Below are 19,517 nucleotides of genomic sequence, written 5' to 3' on the forward strand. Positions count from 1 at the left end.
CACCAAGCCGTCCGTCCGCAGGGTCGAAGATGGAAAAACTGGCGACGCTCGGAATGGCGCTCGTCCTGGCGTTTTTCCTCGCTACCGGCCTTGTCGCGTGGCGCAATGTCGATGTTCTGCGCGCAAACAACCGGCAGATCATTCACACCCACGAGGTGATCGTCGCCGTCGACGAGCTGCTGTCGGCGGCGCAAAACGCCGAAACCGGGCAGCGGGGCTATCTGCTGACCGGCGATGTGCAATATCTGGAGCCATACGAGGCGGCGTCGCGCGACCTGACGCACCAGCTGGAAAAGTTGACGGGTTTAACCCGCGACAACCCGACGCAGCAGGCGCACCTGAATGAGCTGCGCCGTCATCTCGCCGCCAAGATGAGCGAGCTGGACGCCACGCTTCAAGCCCGCCGCGCCGAAGGCGTTCAGGGGGCGATCTCACGCATGTCCTCCGGTCACGGCCTTCGCGAGATGGACGCCATTCGCGACCAGATCGCGTTGATGCGTCAGGAAGAACAACGCGTCCGGCGCCTGCGCCTGAACGAAATGGACGCTGCTTATCGCACGGCGCTGATCAGCGGCCTGTTGTCCGGGCTGCTGGGAGCGGTGCTGAGCGTAAGCGTTTTCACCCTGATCCGCCGCTCTGCACGCAGCCGCGCGCGGCAGGAATGGTTGCATGAAGGCCAGGTGGGTCTGGCCTCGGCGATGATGGGCGATCAGTCGCTTGAGATGCTCGCCGACAACATCCTGGCCTATCTCGGTCGCTATACCGGGGTCCAGGCGGCGGCGCTTTTCAAGGGCGAGGGCGGCCTTTACCGGCGAGTCGCAGCGCTCGGCGTTCCCTCCGACGCTTCCGTTCCCCAGCGATTTGGTCAGCGGGAAGGCCTGCTGGGCCAAGTGGCCTCAGAGGGCGAAATCCTGACCATAACCGATGTGCCGGACGGCTATCTGACAATCGGCTCGGCGCTCGGGCGCGATAAGCCCCGCCATCTGGTTATCGCCCCGGCGCGGGCTGACGGCGCCGTAAACGCGGTGATGGAGCTAGGCTTCCTCCATGCGCCGGATGACCGACTGGTCTCCCTGCTCGAAGAGGTCGGCCCCGCCATCGGAACCGCCCTGCGCTCGGCCCGCTATCGCGCCCAGTTGCAGAATATGTTGGAGGAAACCCAGCGCCAATCCGAGGAGCTCCAGGTTCAAAGCGAGGAGCTCCGCGTCTCTAACGAAGAGCTGGAAGAACAGGGCCGGGCGCTCAAGGAATCCCAGTTCCGCCTCGAACAGCAGCAGGCTGAATTGGAACAGACCAACAGCCAGCTGGAGGAACAGGCTCAGATACTGGAAACCCAGCGCGACGACCTGGAGCGCGGCGCCGCCGCCCTCACGCTCAAGGCCCGCGAACTGGAGCAAGCCAGCCAGTACAAGTCCGACTTCCTGGCCAACATGTCCCACGAGTTGCGGACGCCGCTGAATTCTCTGCTGATCCTGTCCAAGTTGCTGGCGGACAATCCCGAGGGGAGCCTGTCGGAGGAACAGGTCAACTACGCCCGCACCATTCAGTCGTCGGGGAACGATCTTCTGGCCCTGATCAACGACATCTTGGACCTGTCCAAGATCGAGGCCGGCCACATCCAGGCGCACCCGGAAGCCGTCTCGATGCAGCGGCTGACCGAGGACCTCCGTCAGACCTTCCAGCCCATCGCCGATGATCGCGGCCTGCCGTTCGAGATTGAGGTGGATGCGAGCGTCGATCTGATGGAGACGGACCGTCAGCGGCTTGAGCAAATTCTCAAGAACCTGTTGTCCAACGCCTTCAAATTTACCGAAAGCGGCTTGGTTAAACTGGGCATATCCGCCCTGCCTGGCGACGAAATCGCCTTCGCGGTCTCAGACACCGGCATCGGCATTTCACCCGAGCAGCAGAAGGGCGTTTTCGAGGCCTTCCAGCAGGCGGACGGCACCATCAGCCGCAAATACGGCGGAACAGGGCTGGGGCTCTCAATCTCGCGCGAACTGGCGCGTCTTCTGGGCGGCCGAATCGAGCTGAAAAGCCGCGTGGGCGAAGGCAGCGTGTTCACCCTTGTTCTCCCGCGGACCTATGACGCCGGACGGGTGGCTTCGCGTCAGGCTGCGTTCGCGGCCGCGCCCCCGCCGCCTTCCCCGGCGGCGTCAAACCCCAGGCCCGCCGCCCCTCGCCCTCTGTCCGCGAGCGTTGAGGACGACCGGGACAACCTCGCCGGAAACCGACGGCTGCTGCTGGTGGTCGAAGACGACGGCCGGTTCGCCGCCATCGTGCGCGATCTGTCCCGCGAACTGGGCTTCAAATGCATCGTCGCCGGTACGGCGGAAGAAGCGCTGAAGCTGGCGAAACGCCATCGCCCCAGCGCGGTCGTGCTGGATATCGGCCTGCCCGACCAGTCCGGCCTGACCGTTCTGGACGAACTCAAGCGCGACGACGACACCCGCCACATCCCCATCCACGTCGTCTCGGGCGAGGATCACAGCCAGACCGCCCTTTCGCTGGGCGCGATCGGCTATCTGATCAAACCGGTGAAGCGGGAAGACCTCGCCGAGGTCCTGCGCAACCTGGAGGAAAAGCTGACCCGCACCGTCCGGCGCGTCCTGATCGTCGAGGACGACCTGGTTCAGCGCGATGCGGTCAGCCGTCTGCTGAGTTCCGGCGACGTCGAGACGGTCGGCGTCGGCACCGCCGCAGAGTGTCTGGAGCAACTCAAGACCCAGACTTTCGACTGCATGGTGCTGGACCTGACGCTGCCGGACGCCTCGGGCTTCTCTCTTCTGGAGACCCTCAGCCGCGACACCGGCCACAGCTTCCCGCCGGTCATCGTCTACACCGGCCGGGATCTGTCGCCTGATCACGAACAACAGCTGCGCCGCTATTCCAGCTCCATCATCATCAAGGGCGCCAAGTCGCCGGAACGGCTTCTGGACGAGGTCTCCCTGTTCCTGCACCAGGTCGTTTCGGAACTGCCGCCCGAGCAGCAGAAGATGATCCGCAAGGCCCGCAACCGCGACGCTGTTCTCGAGGGCCGCCGCATTCTGATCGTCGAGGACGACGTGCGTAACGTCTATTCCTTGACCAATGTGCTCGAACCGCGCGGCGCCCTGGTCGAGATCGCCCGCAACGGCAAGGAGGCGCTGGAGGCGCTGGAGCGCTCATCAACCGACCCGTCCCAGGCGGTCGATCTGGTTCTGATGGATGTGATGATGCCGGTCATGGACGGTCTGACGGCGACCCGCGAGCTGAGAAAAGACCCGCGCTGGAAGACTTTGCCGGTGCTGATGCTTACGGCCAAGGCCATGCCGGACGATCAGGAACGCTGCATGGCGGCCGGCGCCAACGACTACATGGCCAAGCCGCTGGACGTGGACAAGCTGCTGTCCCTCGTGCGCGTCTGGATGCCGCGCTGAGCCCGTTCATGCCCCACCAGACCGAAGACATCGAGATCGGCCTGCTGCTGGAAGCGTTATACCAGCGCTACCATTACGACTTCCGCCACTACGCGCGGGCGTCCATTAAACGTCGCCTGTTGCAGGCGCGCAGCCATTTCAACATGCCCAGCCTGACGGCTCTTCAGGAACGCGTGCTGCACGATCCCGAAATGCTGCCGCGTCTTCTCGCATTTCTGACCGTTCAGGTCAGCGAGATGTTCCGCGATCCCGGCTATTTCCGAGCCCTGCGCGAACAGGTTCTGCCTCACCTGCGCACCTATCCGTCGCTGAAGGTCTGGATCGCGGGTTGCAGCGCCGGCGAAGAGCTCTATTCCATGGCCATTCTGTTTCGCGAAGAAGGCCTGTTCGACCGTACCCTGTTCTACGCCACGGACATCAATCCTGAGGCCCTGAGGGCCGCCGAGGCCGGGATATATCCGCTCGACCGCATCCGCAAATTCACTGAAAACCATCAAAATTCAGGCGGGCGATCATCCCTCTCCGACTACTACACGGCGGACTATGGGCGGGCCGTCTTCGACAAGTCGCTACGCGCCAATGTCGTCTTCTCGGATCACAGCCTGGTCACGGACGCCGTCTTTGCGGAGATGCAGTTGATCTCCTGCCGCAACGTGATGATCTATTTCGACCGAGGTCTTCAGGACCGGGCCGTCGGGCTGTTCAAGGATTCTCTGGCGCGACAAGGGTTCCTGGGCGTGGGGTCTAAGGAAAGCCTGCGCTTTTCGAAGCACGCAGCCGCCTTCACCGAGTTTGTGCCCGAAGAAAAAATCTACAGGAAACGCGAGCCATGAGCCGCGCCTCGGACCGGGCCGTGGTGATCGGCGCCTCCGCCGGGGGCGTCCAGGCTCTGCTCGCCCTGCTGCCCGCCTTGCCTGCAGACTTTCCCTGGCCGATCTTCGTCGTCCTTCACGTCCCGGCCGACCGCAGCAATGTTCTGGCGCCTCTTTTCGAGGCCAAATGCGGGCTCAAGGTGAAGGAGGCCGAGGACAAGGAAACGGCCCGTCCTGGAGTGGTCTACTTCGCCCCCTCCGATTACCATCTCCTGGTTGAAGAAAACGGCGACCTGGCCCTGTCATCCGACGAAGCGATCAACTATTCACGCCCCTCCATTGACGTGCTGTTCGAGAGCGCGGCGGACGCCTATGGCGAGGGCTTGATCGGCATCATCCTGACTGGCGCTAACAATGACGGAGCAGCCGGGCTCAAGGCGGTGCACGCCGCGGGCGGCGTCGCCCTGGTGCAGGACCCGGCGGCCGCCTATGCCCGGGCCATGCCTCAGGCTGCCTATCAGGCCTGTAACGCCGCGCTCGTGCTGCCGCTCGAACGCATCGCCGACTATCTGAAAGGTCTCGACAGAGAATGACCAGCACGGAACAGCCGATTCATCTCCTGCTGGTCGACGATCTGGAGGAAAACCTGCTGGCGCTGGAAGCTCTGCTGAAAAGCGAGGGCGTCGTCTGCCTGAAGGCCCGTTCGGGCGACGAAGCGCTGGAACTTTTGCTGGTTCATGATGTCGCCCTGGCCCTGCTCGACGTGCAGATGCCTGGCATGGACGGTTTTCAGTTGGCCGAGTTCATGCGCGGCAATGTGAACGTCCGCCATATCCCTATCATCTTCGTCACGGCTGGGAGCGCCGACCTTCAGCGCCGCTTCAGGGGCTACGAAGCGGGCGCGGTGGACTTCATCCAAAAACCGATCGAGGCGGACATACTGCGCAGCAAGGCCAAGGTCTTCATCGACCTGTATCGCCAGCGCATGGAAAGCCTCGCCCAGCGCGACGAACTAAAGGCATACGCCAACGCCCTGCGCGAGGCGGATCGGCGCAAGAACGATTTCATCGCCATGCTGGGCCATGAACTGCGCAATCCCATCATGGCTATTCACGCCGGACTTCAGCTGCTGCAACGCCAGTCGGACGAAGAGCGCAAGGCGGTGATTCACGCCCGCATGGAGGTCCAGGCTCATCACCTTTCGCGTCTGATCGAAGACCTTCTGGACGTCGCCCGCATCGACCAAGGCAAAATTTCGCTCAAACGCGAACGGATAAGCCTGCAAAGCGTCATCGACTCCGCCATCGACACCAGCCGCCCGAAAATCGAGGCGGCGTCGCACGAGCTAACGGTCTCCGTGCCGCCCGAACCGGTGTGGTTGCACGGCGACTTCACGCGCCTGTCCCAGGTGATCAGCAACCTGCTCGCCAACGCCGCCAAATACACCCCGTGCAAAGGCCGCATCCACCTGTCCGTCGACAGCGAGGAAGACCAGATCCGAATTAATGTCGCCGACAACGGCATCGGCGTCTCGCCTGAGCTGAAAGGCCGAATCTTTGAACTGTTCGCCCAGTCCAAAGGCCCCGACGACCGCTCCCGCGACGGCCTGGGCATCGGCCTGGCTCTGGTCAAGCAGTTGGTCGAACTGCACGAAGGCACGATCGATCTCGTCAGCGAAGGCCCTGGCCGGGGCAGTTGCTTCACGGTGCGTTTGCCGCTCAGCGCGTGACATATGGACCAGCGTCTCGCCAAGGCGCTGTTTCAGGTCACGACGCCGACAAGCCGCCTCACCATGCAATGATTTCTGAGTGGGAAGTGGTACGCCCCCCCGGGCTCGAACCGGGGACCCTCTGATTAAAAGTCAGATGCTCTAACCAACTGAGCTAGGGGCGCACATCGCGTCTGCGAAGAGGCGCGGAACATACGGTCGAGTTTCTGATCCGGCAAGCCGATATTTCGGAAAATTTGTGGGAAAACAAACACCCCGGATATGCCAGGCCGGAAAGGGTCTGGAAGAGGCGCCGCAATCATCGTTCAGGTTCAGATTGCGTTCAGAGAGTCGGAGCCACACCGTGTCGAGCGGGAACCTCCGCGCCCTTTTTCACGTTTCCAGCCCCTGAAAGGGGGAATCTCCATGAGCCAATTCATTCCGAAGCGTTTGCTGCTCGGCGCCGTCGCCCTGGGCGGCGTTGCTGCGCTGGCGGCCTGTGAGGAGCCTAGCCGGGAACCGGCCCCTGCTCCCGCGCCGGTTGTTGAACCCGAAACCCCCGCCGCCGAGGACGCCGCCGCGCCGACAGCAGCAGAAGCCCCCGACACGCCGCCGACCGCGCCTGTCGAGGCCCTGCCGCCCGACCAGCGGTCGTCCGAGGAGACGGTGCAGCCTGAAAGCGATACGCTGTTTTACTGATTCCATCGGCGTAGACGGCTAAGTGCGGCGCGTTCACCACTACACAGGGTTCAGATTTGACGTCGAGGCTCCCCCTCCTTCTCGCCACCGCGGCCCTGTGCGCCTTCGCCACACAGGCGGCTGCCGAGCCGAGGGCCCAGATTCGCGGCGAGATCGACGCCGATCTGAAACGACAGCTGGAACAGGCGGTGGGCCAGGTCGACGGCGCGCCGGCCAATCGCTTTGAAGCCCGTCGTCGCGCGCGGGCGGCGCTGGAATCGGCGCAGGCCCTGCTGCGGTCTGAGGGCTATTATCAGGCCACGGTCCACGATCAGGTCGAAGGCGAGGAAACGCCTGTCGCCATCGTCGAGGTCACGCCCGGCCGCCGGTTCCTTCTGGGCGAAGCCAAGGTCAACTGGAGCGCGCCTGCCCCGGACGCAGACACCAGCGCGGCGGTGATAGAAAACATCAAGCTGAAGCCCGGCGAGCCGGGCCGAGCGGCCGACGTGCTGGCGGCTGAGGGACGCTTGATCGCCGATCTGACCCGGCGCGGCTATGCCGACGCCGTTGCCCAGCCCCGCCGCGTCGTTGTTGATCACGCGACTTTTCTGGTGGAGCCTGGCTTCAATGTGGCGTCGGGAGAACTGGTGCGGCTGGACGGCATCCAGTTGCGCACGCGCGGGCCGACCAAGCCCGATTGGGTCCAGAGCCTTGTCCCCTGGCGTGAAGGCGACCGCTACGATCCAGAAGACGTCGCCGAGCTTGAGCGCCGCCTGCTGGACACCGGGGTCTATGACGGCGTGGGCGTCGCCCTGTCGTCGCTGGACGATACGCGCCCGGACGGCTTGAGGCCGGTTGTCGTCACCCTGGCGGATCGGCCGGTCAGCCTGCTTGAGGCGGGCGCCAGCTATTCGACCTACGAAGGCGTCGGCGTCGATGTCTTCCGCACCCGCTACAACCGATTCGGCCGCGCCGACACGCTGCGGTACGGCGCGCGGATCGCCAGCATCGACAGCCGTATCGGCGGCGAGTGGTCGCAGCCCCACTGGCGGCGTGCGGGTCGGACGCTGAAACTGTCGTCCTTCATCGTCAACGAACAGACCGACGCCTATGACCGCAGCGCCCTGACCATGGCCGCGGACCTGTCGCAGCGGCTCGGCAAGACCTCATGGTTCAGCTACGGGGTTGGCGTGGACGCCGGGCGATACACGGAATACCGCTTCGATCCCGAGACGCAGACACCGATCACCCTGGACCGGGATCTGGCCATCGTCACCCTGCGGGGCAGCGCCTATATGGACCGCTCCAATGATCCGCTGAACCCGACGACCGGCTACCGCCTGTCCGTTTCGGCCCAGCCGACCGCCGTGACGGGCGAGGATACGGTCATGTTCCTGCGCACCGAGGGTCAGGCCAGCGCCTATCTGCCGCTGCAGGACGGCGCCAAGACGGTTCTGGCCGGGCGCGCCCGTATCGGCTCGATCATCGGCGGCGAAGAGCTGACGGTGCCCTCTGACCGCCTGTTCTACTCCGGCGGCGGCGGCTCGGTGCGCGGCTATTCCTATCAGAGCATCAACCCGCGCCTGCCGGACAACCGTCCGCGCGGCGGCCTGTCGCTGTTTGAAACCTCGCTGGAGGTGCGACGCGATATCGGCGAGAAGTTCCAGGCTGTCGCCTTTGTCGACGGCGGCGCCGTCGGCTTTCAGGAAACGCCGAACTTCAGCAACATGCGTTACGGCGCAGGGGTCGGCGTCCGCTACAAGCTGCCGTTCGGTCCCGTCCGCGCCGACATCGCCTTCCCGCTGAACAAGCGCGAAGGCGATTCCGGATTCCAGCTCTACATCAGCATCGGCCAGGCGTTTTGACCGACACTCCTCCGCCTCACGAAACGGGCGCAGACGTCGCCGACACGCCCGCTGAAAAGGCGAAGCGCAAACGCACCCGGCTTCAACTGGCCGCCTTCATCGCAGGGATCGTTTCGGCTGGCGTTCTGGCGCTGGTCATCGTCGCCCTGGTCGGCGGGCGGATGTATCTGGTTTCCGATCCGGGCCGCGAACTGATCACCAGCTTCGTCGCCGGCAAGAAGATCAGCCGCTACGGACGCATCAACGTCGAAGGCCTGCAGGGCGACCTGTTCAACGATTTCCGCCTGAGGCGCATCACCGTGACCGACGAAAAGGGCGTCTGGCTCGAAGCGACCGACGTGCGCGTCGACTGGTCCTATTGGCCCCTTCTGGCGCGACGTTTTCACGCCACCGAAATCAGCGCGGGTCAGATCCGTCTGCTGCGTCGCCCGGAGCTGGAGGCGCCCACCGAGCCGGGCGGCCCGCAAGCCATCTCCATCGACATCGACCGCTTCAGCGCCAGCGTCGAATTGATGGAGGATTTCTCCAAGGAATACGGCCGCTGGACGCTGAGTGGCGACGCCGCCATTCCGCGCAAGGGCGTCAAGACCGCCAACGTCAACGCCTATAGTCTGAACCGCAAGGGCGACTACCTGCGCCTGGCCGCCGCCTTCGGCGATAAGCCCGAAGACCTGCGCGTCAACCTGCGCGCCAATGAGGCCCAGGGCGGGCCGATCGCAGGTTCGCTGGGCTATTCTCCCGATCAGCCCTTCTCGGCCGTCGCCGTGGTGAACGGCGAGGTCATCGACGTGACCGTGCAGACCGGCCAATTCCGCCCCCTGCTGGTCAAGGGGACCTATGGCGACAACGGCGCCAAGGTCTCGGGCTATGCCGACTTCTCGGGCTCCGACCTGCTGCAGCCGTTCGTCGAGCGCATCGGCCGCACCGCGCGCTTCGGCTTCGCCATGACGCCGGACGCCAAACGTGAGGGCTATCAGGGCGTGGCCTGGCGCCTGTACGCCGACAACATCGAATCCAGCGCGCGCGGCCTGATCCGCACGACGGACAACACCGCGCCGGAAGGCATCAACCTGGAAGTGACGACGCCGTCGCTCAGCCGTCTGGTCGGCAGCCCGGTCGCCGGTCCGGCCGCCTATACCGGCGTCTTCAAGGGCGACGCTCAGGCCTGGAGCCTGCAGGGCTCCGCCAGCCTGCTCAACGCTGACATCGCCTCCTATCGCGCCACGCGCATCTCCGGCCCGGTCAATATCGCCGCTAACAAAGGCCGCATCGACGTGACGACAGACGTTCGCGCTGTCGGCGGTTCGTCAGCAGGCATCATCGGGGCCCTCCTGGGCTCGACGCCGCGTATCCAGATGGAGGGCGCCCGCATGGCCGATGGCGCCATGCTATTGAAGAAGGTCGATGCACGCGGCCAGGGCCTGACCCTGACCGGCTCGGGCGGACGCAGCCTGAACGGCGGCCTGAACTTTACGGGTCGCGCCGAACTGACAGACCTGTCGCGCATCCGAAACGGCGCTAGGGGCACCTTCGGCGGACCGATCCGCGCTTCCTCGGCAAGAGCCGGCGCGCCCTGGGTCCTCAGCTTCGACGGGCGCGGCTCTCGCATGGCCATCGGCATGGAAGAGCTGGATCGTCTGCTGGGCGCCCAACCGCGTCTGCAACTGGCCGGTTCGCTGAACGACGGCGTCGTCTCCATCAACACCGGCGAACTGACCGGCGCCGCCGGACGCGCAGGCGCCAAGGGGCGTATCGAAGGCTCTAAACTGCGCCTCGCCCTGGACTGGGACGCGCGCGGCCCGTTCGGCGTCGGCCCGGTCGCCATCGACGGCGCCATGTCGGGCGACGGCGCCCTGACCGGCACCCTGGCCCAGCCGCGCGCCGACCTGCGCGCCGCCTTCGACAGGGTGGCTGCGGGCGGGCTGATCCTGACCAACGCTGACTTGATCCTCAGCTTCCGCAAGGGCGCCGACGCCTCTGACGGCCGCATCTTACTGACCTCCGGCTCGAACTACGGACCGGCGCGCGCCTCGGGCAACTTCTATCTGGGCGGTCCGCGTCTGCGCCTGTCGGATGTCGACGTGAACGCCGGCGGGGTCACGGCCCAGGGCGACGTGGCCCTGTCGAACAACTTCCCCTCCAGCGCCGATCTGACCTTCACCGCGCGCCAGGGCGCCTTCCTGGCCTCGGGCGAGGCCAACGGCCGCGTGCGCCTGACCGAGGGCGCGGGCGATCAGACCGCCGTGCTGGACGTGACCGGCCGCAACGTGCGCCTGACGGGTCAGGACTGGACCCTGCGCAACCTGTCGCTGAAGGGCCAGGGCACGCTGGACCGCCTGCCCTTCACCGTGGCCGCCGACGTGGGCGGCGCCAATCCGGTCCAGTTCAACGGCGCGGGCGAATATTCCCGCCAGGGCCCGGCGCAGAGCCTGACGCTGCGCGGCGGCGGCCGCGTGCGCGACATCGCCTTCACCACCCGCGCCCCCGCAGTCTTCGCCATCAACGGCGATGGCCGCGTGGCGCGCCTGGACCTGGGCGTCGGCGGCGGCGTCCTGACCGGCGAACTGAAGCAGGACAAGCAGGGTGCGGCCATTCAAGCCGACATGACCAATGTCGAAATGGGTTCGCTGCTCCCCGATCTTCGCGGTCAGGTCACCGGCCGCATCTCGATGCAAGGCCAAGGCGACGCTCTGCGCGGCTCGGCCAATGTGGACCTGAGACAGCTGCGCAGCATCGACGCGCCGCGCGGTCTGGCGGTCGACGGCACGCTGAACGCCGATCTGACCGGCGACGTCCTGCGCCTGCGCGCCCAGGCCCATGACGGAACCGCCGTCCAGGCGACAGCCGACGTCAGCCTGCCGGTCGAAACCTCGGCCGCCCCCTTGCGTCTAGCCATCGCCCGGACCCGGGACATGTCGGGCCAGGTGGCTATTCGTGGGCAGATCCAGCCGATTTGGGACCTGTTCCTGGGCGGCGCCCAATCCCTGTCCGGTCAGGTGAACGGTCAGGCCACGCTGGCGGGCACGCTGAACGCGCCGCGCCTGAACGGCCGACTGGACATGACGCAAGGCGCCTTCCGCGACAGCGCCTCGGGCCTGCGCCTGGAGAATGTGACCCTCGCCAGCCGCTTCAACGACAGCCAGGCCGTCATCGAGCGTTTCCAGGCTACCGATGGGCTGAAAGGCGAGGTGTCCGGCAATGGCGATCTGGGCCTGCGTCAAGGTTCGCCCTCGACCTTGCGCCTAGAGCTGACGCGCTTCCGCATCATCGACAACGACATCGCCCAGGCCCGCGCCAACGGCCGCTTGACCGCCGTGCGCGGCGCCGACGGCAACATCCAGCTGACCGGCGACCTGAACATCGACGAGGCCGAGATCTCGCCGAACCTGCCCGGCTCCAACGGCATCGTCAAAATGGACGTGGTCGAGATCAACCGCCCCGGCGGCGACCCTGTCGAAGCCGAGGAGAAGGCGCGGGGCGGTCCCAGGATCGGCCTGAACCTCAACCTGACCGGACGTGAGATCCACGTGCGCGGACGCGGGCTGAACGTCGAACTGTCCGCCAATGCGCGCGTGCGCGGCACCATCGCCGATCCCCAGTTGTCCGGCACGGCCAACGTCGTGCGCGGCGACTATGAGTTCGCAGGCAAGCGCTTTGTCTTTGATGATCGCGGCTCCGTCACCTTGTCGACCGACCTGGCGCGGATTCGTCTGAACCTTGAGGCTGTCCGCGAAGACCCGGCGCTCACCGCCGTGATCAAGGTCACCGGGACCGCGGCCGAACCCAAGATCCAGCTGACCTCCACTCCTGCCCTGCCCCAGGATGAAATCCTGTCGCAGGTGCTCTTCGGCCGATCGGCGGCGCAGTTGTCGCCGTTCGAGGCGGCCCAGCTCGCCTCGGCGGTGGCGTCCTTGGCCGGCGGCGGGGGCTTCGACGTGATCGGCAACCTGCGCGAACTGGCCGGGCTGGACCGCCTGTCCTTCAGCGGCGAGGCCTCCAGCCTCACCGTCGCGGGCGGCCGCTACATCACCGACGACGTCTACCTGGAAGTCATCGGCGGCGGAGAACGCGGTGCTGCGGTCAGCGTCGAGTGGCAGGTGCGCCGCAACCTCGCCGTGGCCTCTAAGTTCGGCGGCGAAGGCGACACCTCCTTGTCCGTGCGCTGGCGGCGCGAAGGCCCCCGCCCCGGCGGCGAACGCCGCGACCGCAGGCCTAACGCCTCCGCTCGACGCTAATCCGAGGCAGATCGGCGCGCCTGTCGCCCGTCGCGCTATTTGTTCTTGCTTTGTTCTATCTCGTCCTGCATCCTGCAGTCATGAGTAAGGCGATTAACGGACGCGGCGCACGCTCCAACGCCTCGGGTCGGTACGAAGCCGACCGACGCGAGGCCTATGACGACGGCTGGACGGATCAGGACGAGGCGGTGGCCCCGCTTCGCACCACCCTGTCCCCGGAACGCGCTCGCACCATCATCGCCAAGAACACGAGTCCCGATATCGGCTTCGATCGCTCCATCAACCCCTACAAGGGCTGCGAACATGGCTGCATCTACTGCTACGCCCGTCCGTCCCATGCCTGGATGGGCCTATCCCCGGGCCTGGATTTCGAGAGCCGGATCTTCTTCAAGCCCGACGCCGCGCGTCTGCTGGAACAAGAGCTCTCAAAGCCCCGGTACGTCTGTCGGCGTATCCACATAGGGGGCAATACCGACCCCTATCAGCCGGTCGAGCGCGAGACAGCTTCCACGCGCTCGATCCTTGAGGTGATGCAGCGGTTCAACCACCCCTTCAGCATCATCACCAAGTCGGTGCTGATCGCGCGCGACGCCGACATTCTGGGCGACATGGGACGAAAGGGCCTGGCCTCCGCCTTCGTCTCCATCACCACCCTGGACCGCAAGCTGGCGCGGGCGATGGAGCCGCGCGCCTCAACCCCCGCCAAGCGGCTGGAGGCGATCAGCCGCCTCGCTGACGCCGGCTGCCCGGTCGGCGTCGGCTTCGCCCCCGTCATCCCTGGCCTGAACGACCATGAGCTGGAATCGGTGCTGGAGGCGGCTCAGAAGGCCGGCGCGACATCGGCCATGTATGTGACCCTGCGCCTGCCGCTTGAGATCAAGGACCTGTTCCGCGAATGGCTGGCCGACGCCCGCCCCGAGCGGGCGGCGCGCGTCATGTCCCTGATCCGCCAGACGCGCGGCGGCAAGGACTATGATCCCGACTGGTCGCAACGGATGAAGGGAACCGGCCCCGTCGCCGAACTGATCGCTGCGCGCTTCAAGGCGGCGGTCAAACGCTATGGGCTGGATGGACCCCGTCATGCGCTCGACATGACCCAGTTCCGCGTCCCGGCAGACGCCCGACCGCAACTGGACCTGTTCGATCTGGCGTCCTGATCAGCGCCGAAACACGCCGACCAGTTCGATATGAGTCGACCAGATGAACTGATCGATCGGCGTAACCTTCTCCAGCCGGAAACCGGCGTCGACCAGCACCCGCGCGTCCCGAGCGAAGGTCTGAGGGTTGCACGACACGCCAACGATGACCGACGCCTTCGTGCCGGGCAGTTGCTGCGTCTGCTCCAACGCGCCCGCGCGCGGCGGGTCCAGAACGATGGCTTCGCAGCCCTTGAGGTCATAGGGTGACAAGGGACGACGGAACAGATCGCGCGCCTGCGCCTCGATACCCTTCAGGCCTTGGGCCGTACTCACGCCCGCCTTCAGGGCCGCGATGGAGGCGGCGGCGGAATCGGCGGCCATGACGCTGGCCACCTCCGCCAGCGGGAAGGTGAAGGTTCCGGCCCCACAGAACAGGTCGGCGACCTTCTTGGCCCCTTTCACCGCCGCGACCGCGCGCGCGACCATGGCTGCTTCCGCGGCAGGCGACGCCTGAAGAAAAGCGCCCGGCGGCAAAGGCACTGACGCACGCCCGAACCGCACGCGCGGCTGGCGCGCCATGACCAGCGTCTCGCCATCCAGACTGAGCCGCGCCAGATCGGCCTCCGCCGCCGCCGCGATGGCGAGCGCCAGTTGATCTCCATTGAGGCCGCCTGACCGCTTCTCCACGCCGGTCACATCGACGTCCAGACCGCTGTCCGTCAGGGTGACATGCAGGGTCGGCGCCGATTTGGGATGCCCCAGCAAGGGCGCGGCGATCTTGGCGAGCGCAGGCAGAGCCGCCGTCAGTTGCGGATCCGACAATGGACAGTCTGTCAGTTCGACCACCCGCCACGACTTGCGCGCCTTGAACCCCAGAATGACCCGCCCGTCCGGCAGCTTGCGCGCGTGCAGCGCCAGGCGACGGCGGCTGGCCAGCGGCGTGGCCACGGCCGCCTCGACCTCAGTCTCCAAGCCTTCGCGCGCCAGCGTCTGGATCACCACCTCGCGCTTCCACGCCAGATAGGGTTCCTCGGCCCAGTGCTGCAGCGGCGCCACGCCGCATTCGGCATAGGTCTGCGAGTGGATCGGGCGCCGATCAGGGCTGGCCTCGATCAGGTCGAAGCGCTCGGCCCGGCCGTCCTTGACCTCGGCGGCGACGACTTCGCCCGGCAAGGCGCCGGGCACGAAGACCGGGCCGTCGGCGGTGTCGGCGATCCCGTCGCCCTGATGGCCCATGCGGGCGATGGTCAGCGTCTGCATCATGAGGCGGCTTCTAGCGGCTTCCGCGCGAAAATCGAAACATGAACGAAGATGAACGACGCGCTCAAAAGCCGTTCAGCTTCGCCGCCCTATCAATGGCTGCAACAGACGGCGACCTGATCCGTTCAGGTGCGGCCTCCGTCGAAGGAAAAGAACGATGATCGCTCTCATCTCGAAAAAAGCCTCGGCCGCCGCCATCGCCGCCCTGGCCTGCGCCTCGGCCGTCGCCCTGCCTGGCGTCGCCTCGGCCCAGAGCTATGGCTACGACTATCCGCCTGCCTATGGTTACGGCAACAGCGGGCACAGTCAGGGGACCTATTACGATCCTTGCGTCCGCGATCAGCGTCAGCGCGCCACGACCGGCGGCGTTCTGGGCGCCGCCATCGGCGCCATCGCCGGGTCCCAAATGGCCGCGCGCGGCCGTCGCACCGAGGGCAGCGCCTTGGGCGGGGTTCTGGGCGCCGCGATCGGCGCGGGCGTGGGCAACAGCTCGGCCGCCTGCGACAGCCGCTACCGCCGCGACGCCGACTACGGCTATCAGGGGACGTATGTCCCGCCGGCCTATGGTTATGACAACCGAGGCTACGACAGCCGCAGCTATGACAATCGCGCCTATGACCGTCGTTATGACGACCGCCGCGACAGCTACGACTATTATCGGGACTACCCCGACACCTACGCCTCTGCGCCCCGCGACGCCGATCAGTGCCGCCTGGCCGAGAGCAACATCCGTCTTCCCGACGGTCGCATGGAGACGCGCTATGTGCGCACCTGCATGGACCAATCGGGCCGTTATCGCGTCGTCGATTAAGTTTCAGCCCCCCTGTCAATCGACGATGTGAAGAGGGCCGTCGGCGATCCGGCGGCCCTCAAATCGTTTCGGCTCACGCCTTCTGGGCCCAGAGCAGGAACTCGACATTTCCGTCGCCGCCGATGATCGGACTGTCGGCGACCTCGCGCACGGTCCAGCCGCATTCCTCCAGCCAGTCGCGCACCTTGGTCACGGCTGCGGCGTGGGCCTCGGGGTCCTTGACCACGCCCTTCTTGCCAACCGCCTTGGGGCCTTCCGCCTCGAATTGAGGCTTCACCAGGGTGATCAGGTCCGCCCCCGGCGCCGCCAGTTCGAGGGCGACGGGCAGCACCTTCGCCAGACTGATGAAGCTGGCGTCGCAGACGATCAGGGACGGCGCCTCGGTGATGATCTCGGGCGTCAGGTCGCGGGCGTCGGTCTTTTCCAGATTGATCACGCGGGGATCGTCGGCGACCGAGGGATGCAGTTGCCCCGTGCCGACATCCACGGCGAAGATCCGGGCCGCGCCGCGATCCAGACAAACCTCGGTGAAGCCGCCAGTCGAGGCGCCGACGTCGAGCACGACCCGCCCCTCGAGCGCGACCGGCCACAGGTCCAGCGCCCGCTCCAGCTTCAGCGCGCCGCGTCCGACCCAGCGATGGGCGGCCTCGGCCTCGATGACGGCGTCCTCCGCGACCTTTTCCGACGGCTTTGCGACCGTGCGGCCGTCGGCTTTCACCAACCCAGCCTCGATGGCGGCGCGGGCGCGGGCGCGGCTGTCGAAGACGCCCCGCGCGACAAGAAGCTGGTCGATCCTCATGCGCTTTACAGAGCTTCCAACCGCTTCAGCGCCGCCTGCAGGCGGGCCTTGCCCTCCTCCGCTTCGGCCAGTTTGGCGCGCTGCTCCTCGACCACTTCGGCGGCGGCGCGGGCGACGAAATTGGGGTTGCCCAGCTTCTTGTTCACATGGCCGATGTCGCTGTCGAAGGCGGCGATCTCCTTCTCTAGGCGCACGCGTTCGGCGGCCAGGTCGATGATCCCGGCCAGCGACAGGGCGACCGTTGCCCCGCCCGAGACGAAGGTCACAGCCCCGGCGGGCGCGGCCTCGGCCACGGCCACCTCGGACACGCGGCCCAGGGTCAGGATCAGGTCGCGGTGGCGCGCGATGCGCTCGGCCGTGGCGGCGTCCGGGGCGACGAAGGCCAGCGGCGGCTTGGCCGACGGCGGCACGTTCATCTCGGCCCGCAAGGCGCGGATCTCGCCGATCAGATCCACCAGCCAGCCGATCTCGGCCTCTGCCTCCGCATCGACGAAGGCGTCCGGCAGCACCGGCCACGTCTCGCCGATCAGCAGGCCGTCGCGCGCCGGGCCTTCCTTGCCCAGTTCGGCCCACAGCTCCTCGGTGATGTAGGGCATGACCGGATGCAGCAGCTTCAGCGTCTGGTCGATGGTCCAGGCGGTCATGGCGCGGGTCTCGGCCTTGGCCGCTTCGTCCGAACCGTTGAACACCGGCTTGGCCAGTTCCAGATACCAATCGCAGAACACGTTCCAGATGAAGCGGTACAAGGCGCCCGCCGCGTCGTCGAAACGCCCGCCCTCGATGGCGTCCGACACCTGGCGCTCGGCCTTGGTCAGTTCGCCGCGAATCCAGCGGTTGATCGTCTGCTGCACGCCGGCCGGGTCGAAGCCCTCGACACGGCGCGCCTCGTTCATCTGGCTGAAGCGAGCCGCGTTCCACAGCTTGGTGCCGAAATTGCGATAACCTTCAATGCGCTGCTTCGACAACTTGATGTCGCGCGTGCCCGACAGGATCGCCATCGTAAAGCGCAGCGGATCGGCGCCCAGTTCGTCGATGATGTTCAGCGGGTCGATGACGTTGCCCTTGGACTTCGACATCTTCTGGCCCTTCTCGTCGCGGACCAGACCGTTGATGATGACGCGCTTGAACGGGACTTCGCCGTCCATGAAATGCAGGCCCATCATCATCATCCGGGCGACCCAGAAGAAGATGATGTCCGCCGCCGTCACCAGATCGCTGGTCGGATAGAAGCGCTCCAGATCCTCGGTCTTTTCCGGCCAGCCCATCGTCGAGAAGGGCCACAGGGCCGAGCTGAACCAGGTGTCCAGAACGTCTTCGTCCTGGGTCAGCACGACCTCAGAATCATAGTCCGACATCGCCTGTTCGCGGGCGTCCTCTTCCGTCTCGGCGACGTAGATCTCGCCGTTCGGGCCGTACCAGGCCGGGATGCGGTGCCCCCACCACAGCTGGCGCGAGATGCACCACGGCTCGATGTTGCGCAGCCATTCGAAGTAGATTTTCTCGTAGGACTTCGGCTCGAAGACGGTCGCGCCGTCCTCGACCGCCTTCAGGGCGGGCTGGGCCATGACCTTGGCGTCGACGTACCACTGGTCCGTCATCCACGGCTCGATGACGACGCCCGAGCGGTCGCCGTGCGGGACCATGTGCTTGGTCTTCTCGATCTCGCGCAGCCAGCCTTCTTCCTCGGCGCGGACGACGATGGCCTTGCGCGCGGCGAAGCGGTCCATGCCCTCGTACTCGGCGGGCACGTCCGGCGTTTCGGCGGCGGTGATGCGACCGAAGGCGTCCATGACGTTCAGGGCTTCAAGTCCTGCACGCTTTCCGACACCGAAGTCGTTGAAATCATGCGCAGGCGTGATCTTCACCGCGCCCGAGCCCTTGGTCGGATCGGCGTAGTCGTCAGCGACGATCGGCACGCGACGACCAGTGATCGGCAGGGTCACGAACTTGCCGACCAGACCCTTGTAGCGCTCATCCTCCGGGTGAACGGCCACGCCGGTGTCGCCCAGCATGGTCTCCGGCCGGGTCGTGGCGACGACGATGAAGCCGCGCGTCTCGAACTCGGTCGCCTTGCCGTCCTCGTCGAAGGCGACCGGGTGCTGATAGGTTACGCCGTCGGCCAGCGGATAGGCGAAGTGCCAATAGGCGCCGTCGACCTCCTTCTGCTCGACCTCCAGGTCCGAGATGGCCGTCTGGAAATGCGGGTCCCAGTTCACCAGACGCTTGTCGCGATAGATCAGGCCGTCCTTGTGCAGTTGGACGAAGACCTTGCGGACGGCGGCGTTCAGCCCTTCGTCCAGGGTGAAGCGTTCGCGGCTCCAGTCGCACGATGCGCCCAGGCGACGCAGCTGGCGCACGATGGTCCCGCCGGATTCGGCCTTCCACTCCCACACTTTCTCGATGAAGGCGTCGCGGCCCATGTCGCGCCGCCCCGGCGCGCCCTCGGCCGCCAGCTTGCGCTCGACCACCATCTGGGTGGCGATGCCCGCGTGGTCGGTGCCCGGCAGCCACAGCACCGCCTTGCCCTTCATCCGGTGATAGCGGGCCAGAATGTCCTGCAGCGTGTTGTTCAGGGCGTGGCCGATATGCAGGCTGCCCGTTACGTTCGGCGGCGGAATGACGATCGAATAGGCGTCTGCAGCCCCGTCAGTGGGCTTGGCCGCGCGCGGGGCGAACAGGCCGCTCTCCTCCCACTGGGCGTAGATGCGCGGCTCGGCGGCCTTGGGTTCGAACGTCTTCTCAAGCATGGTCATCTCGTTTCCCCGCGGCGCAGCGCGAATGCGCCGCCGAT

Annotated in this window: 12 protein-coding genes and 1 tRNA gene; 9 read left to right on the plus strand and 4 right to left on the minus strand. The window is 66.1% G+C overall.

From position 1 onward, the window contains the following. The first annotated feature begins 29 nt into the window (after positions 1-29). Genes ACLBV5_RS02465 through ACLBV5_RS02480 form a run of 4 tightly spaced genes read left to right on the plus strand, consistent with a single transcriptional unit; the run spans position 30 to position 5,960 of the window. On the plus strand, positions 30-3,419 hold the full coding sequence (locus ACLBV5_RS02465) for a response regulator (protein ID WP_447604712.1): 3,390 nt from the start codon (positions 30-32) through the stop codon (positions 3,417-3,419). Between the two features lie 8 nt (positions 3,420-3,427). Beyond that, entirely contained in the window at positions 3,428-4,252 is an 825-nt protein-coding gene (locus ACLBV5_RS02470; protein WP_025976825.1) for a CheR family methyltransferase, read from the plus strand. Beyond that, entirely contained in the window at positions 4,249-4,824 is a 576-nt protein-coding gene (locus ACLBV5_RS02475) for a chemotaxis protein CheB (RefSeq protein ID WP_025976824.1), read from the plus strand. Before ACLBV5_RS02470 ends, ACLBV5_RS02475 begins: the two co-directional genes overlap by 4 nt. After that, the gene (locus ACLBV5_RS02480) at positions 4,821-5,960 is read left to right on the plus strand and encodes a hybrid sensor histidine kinase/response regulator (protein WP_025976823.1); all 1,140 of its coding nucleotides are present in this window, start codon (positions 4,821-4,823) and stop codon (positions 5,958-5,960) included. The genes ACLBV5_RS02475 and ACLBV5_RS02480 overlap by 4 nt, the downstream gene beginning before the upstream one ends. 87 nt (positions 5,961-6,047) lie before the next feature. Here ACLBV5_RS02480 and ACLBV5_RS02485 read toward each other — a convergent pair. Further along, positions 6,048-6,124, minus strand: a tRNA-Lys gene (locus tag ACLBV5_RS02485). Between the two features lie 241 nt (positions 6,125-6,365). On the opposite strand from ACLBV5_RS02485, the gene ACLBV5_RS02490 reads away from it, so the two are divergent. The 4 genes from ACLBV5_RS02490 to ACLBV5_RS02505 all read left to right on the plus strand — a co-directional run bounded on the left by ACLBV5_RS02490 (position 6,366) and on the right by ACLBV5_RS02505 (position 13,874). Next, positions 6,366-6,638: a hypothetical protein gene (locus ACLBV5_RS02490; RefSeq protein ID WP_447604713.1), complete on the plus strand. Its 273-nt coding sequence runs from the start codon at positions 6,366-6,368 to the stop codon at positions 6,636-6,638. Positions 6,639-6,694: 56 nt separating this feature from the next. Further along, complete coding sequence (locus ACLBV5_RS02495) at positions 6,695-8,482, plus strand: autotransporter assembly complex protein TamA (RefSeq protein WP_447604714.1); 1,788 nt, start codon at positions 6,695-6,697, stop codon at positions 8,480-8,482. Next, positions 8,479-12,717 (plus strand): translocation/assembly module TamB domain-containing protein, encoded by a 4,239-nt coding sequence (locus tag ACLBV5_RS02500; RefSeq protein WP_447604715.1) that lies wholly within the window; start codon positions 8,479-8,481, stop codon positions 12,715-12,717. Before ACLBV5_RS02495 ends, ACLBV5_RS02500 begins: the two co-directional genes overlap by 4 nt. An 80-nt stretch (positions 12,718-12,797) precedes the next feature. Beyond that, complete coding sequence (locus ACLBV5_RS02505) at positions 12,798-13,874, plus strand: PA0069 family radical SAM protein (RefSeq protein ID WP_447604716.1); 1,077 nt, start codon at positions 12,798-12,800, stop codon at positions 13,872-13,874. Here ACLBV5_RS02505 and ACLBV5_RS02510 read toward each other — a convergent pair whose 3' ends face one another. Beyond that, positions 13,875-15,116: a class I SAM-dependent RNA methyltransferase gene (locus ACLBV5_RS02510; RefSeq protein ID WP_447604919.1), complete on the minus strand. Its 1,242-nt coding sequence runs from the start codon at positions 15,114-15,116 to the stop codon at positions 13,875-13,877. Between the two features lie 157 nt (positions 15,117-15,273). On the opposite strand from ACLBV5_RS02510, the gene ACLBV5_RS02515 reads away from it, so the two are divergent. Beyond that, a complete protein-coding gene (locus ACLBV5_RS02515; protein WP_392353359.1) occupies positions 15,274-15,927 on the plus strand; it encodes a glycine zipper 2TM domain-containing protein in 654 nt (217 codons plus the stop codon). A 73-nt stretch (positions 15,928-16,000) separates the two neighbouring features. On the opposite strand, the gene ACLBV5_RS02520 is transcribed toward ACLBV5_RS02515, so the two are convergent. Together ACLBV5_RS02520 and ACLBV5_RS02525 are read right to left on the minus strand one after the other, a co-directional pair. Beyond that, positions 16,001-16,726, minus strand: coding sequence for a TlyA family RNA methyltransferase (locus tag ACLBV5_RS02520; protein WP_447604717.1), 726 nt, complete (start codon positions 16,724-16,726; stop codon positions 16,001-16,003). Positions 16,727-16,731: 5 nt separating this feature from the next. Next, positions 16,732-19,473: a valine--tRNA ligase gene (locus ACLBV5_RS02525; protein ID WP_447604718.1), complete on the minus strand. Its 2,742-nt coding sequence runs from the start codon at positions 19,471-19,473 to the stop codon at positions 16,732-16,734. Positions 19,474-19,517 lie beyond the last annotated feature (44 nt).

Source organism: Brevundimonas sp. M1A4_2e, assembly GCF_053345555.1.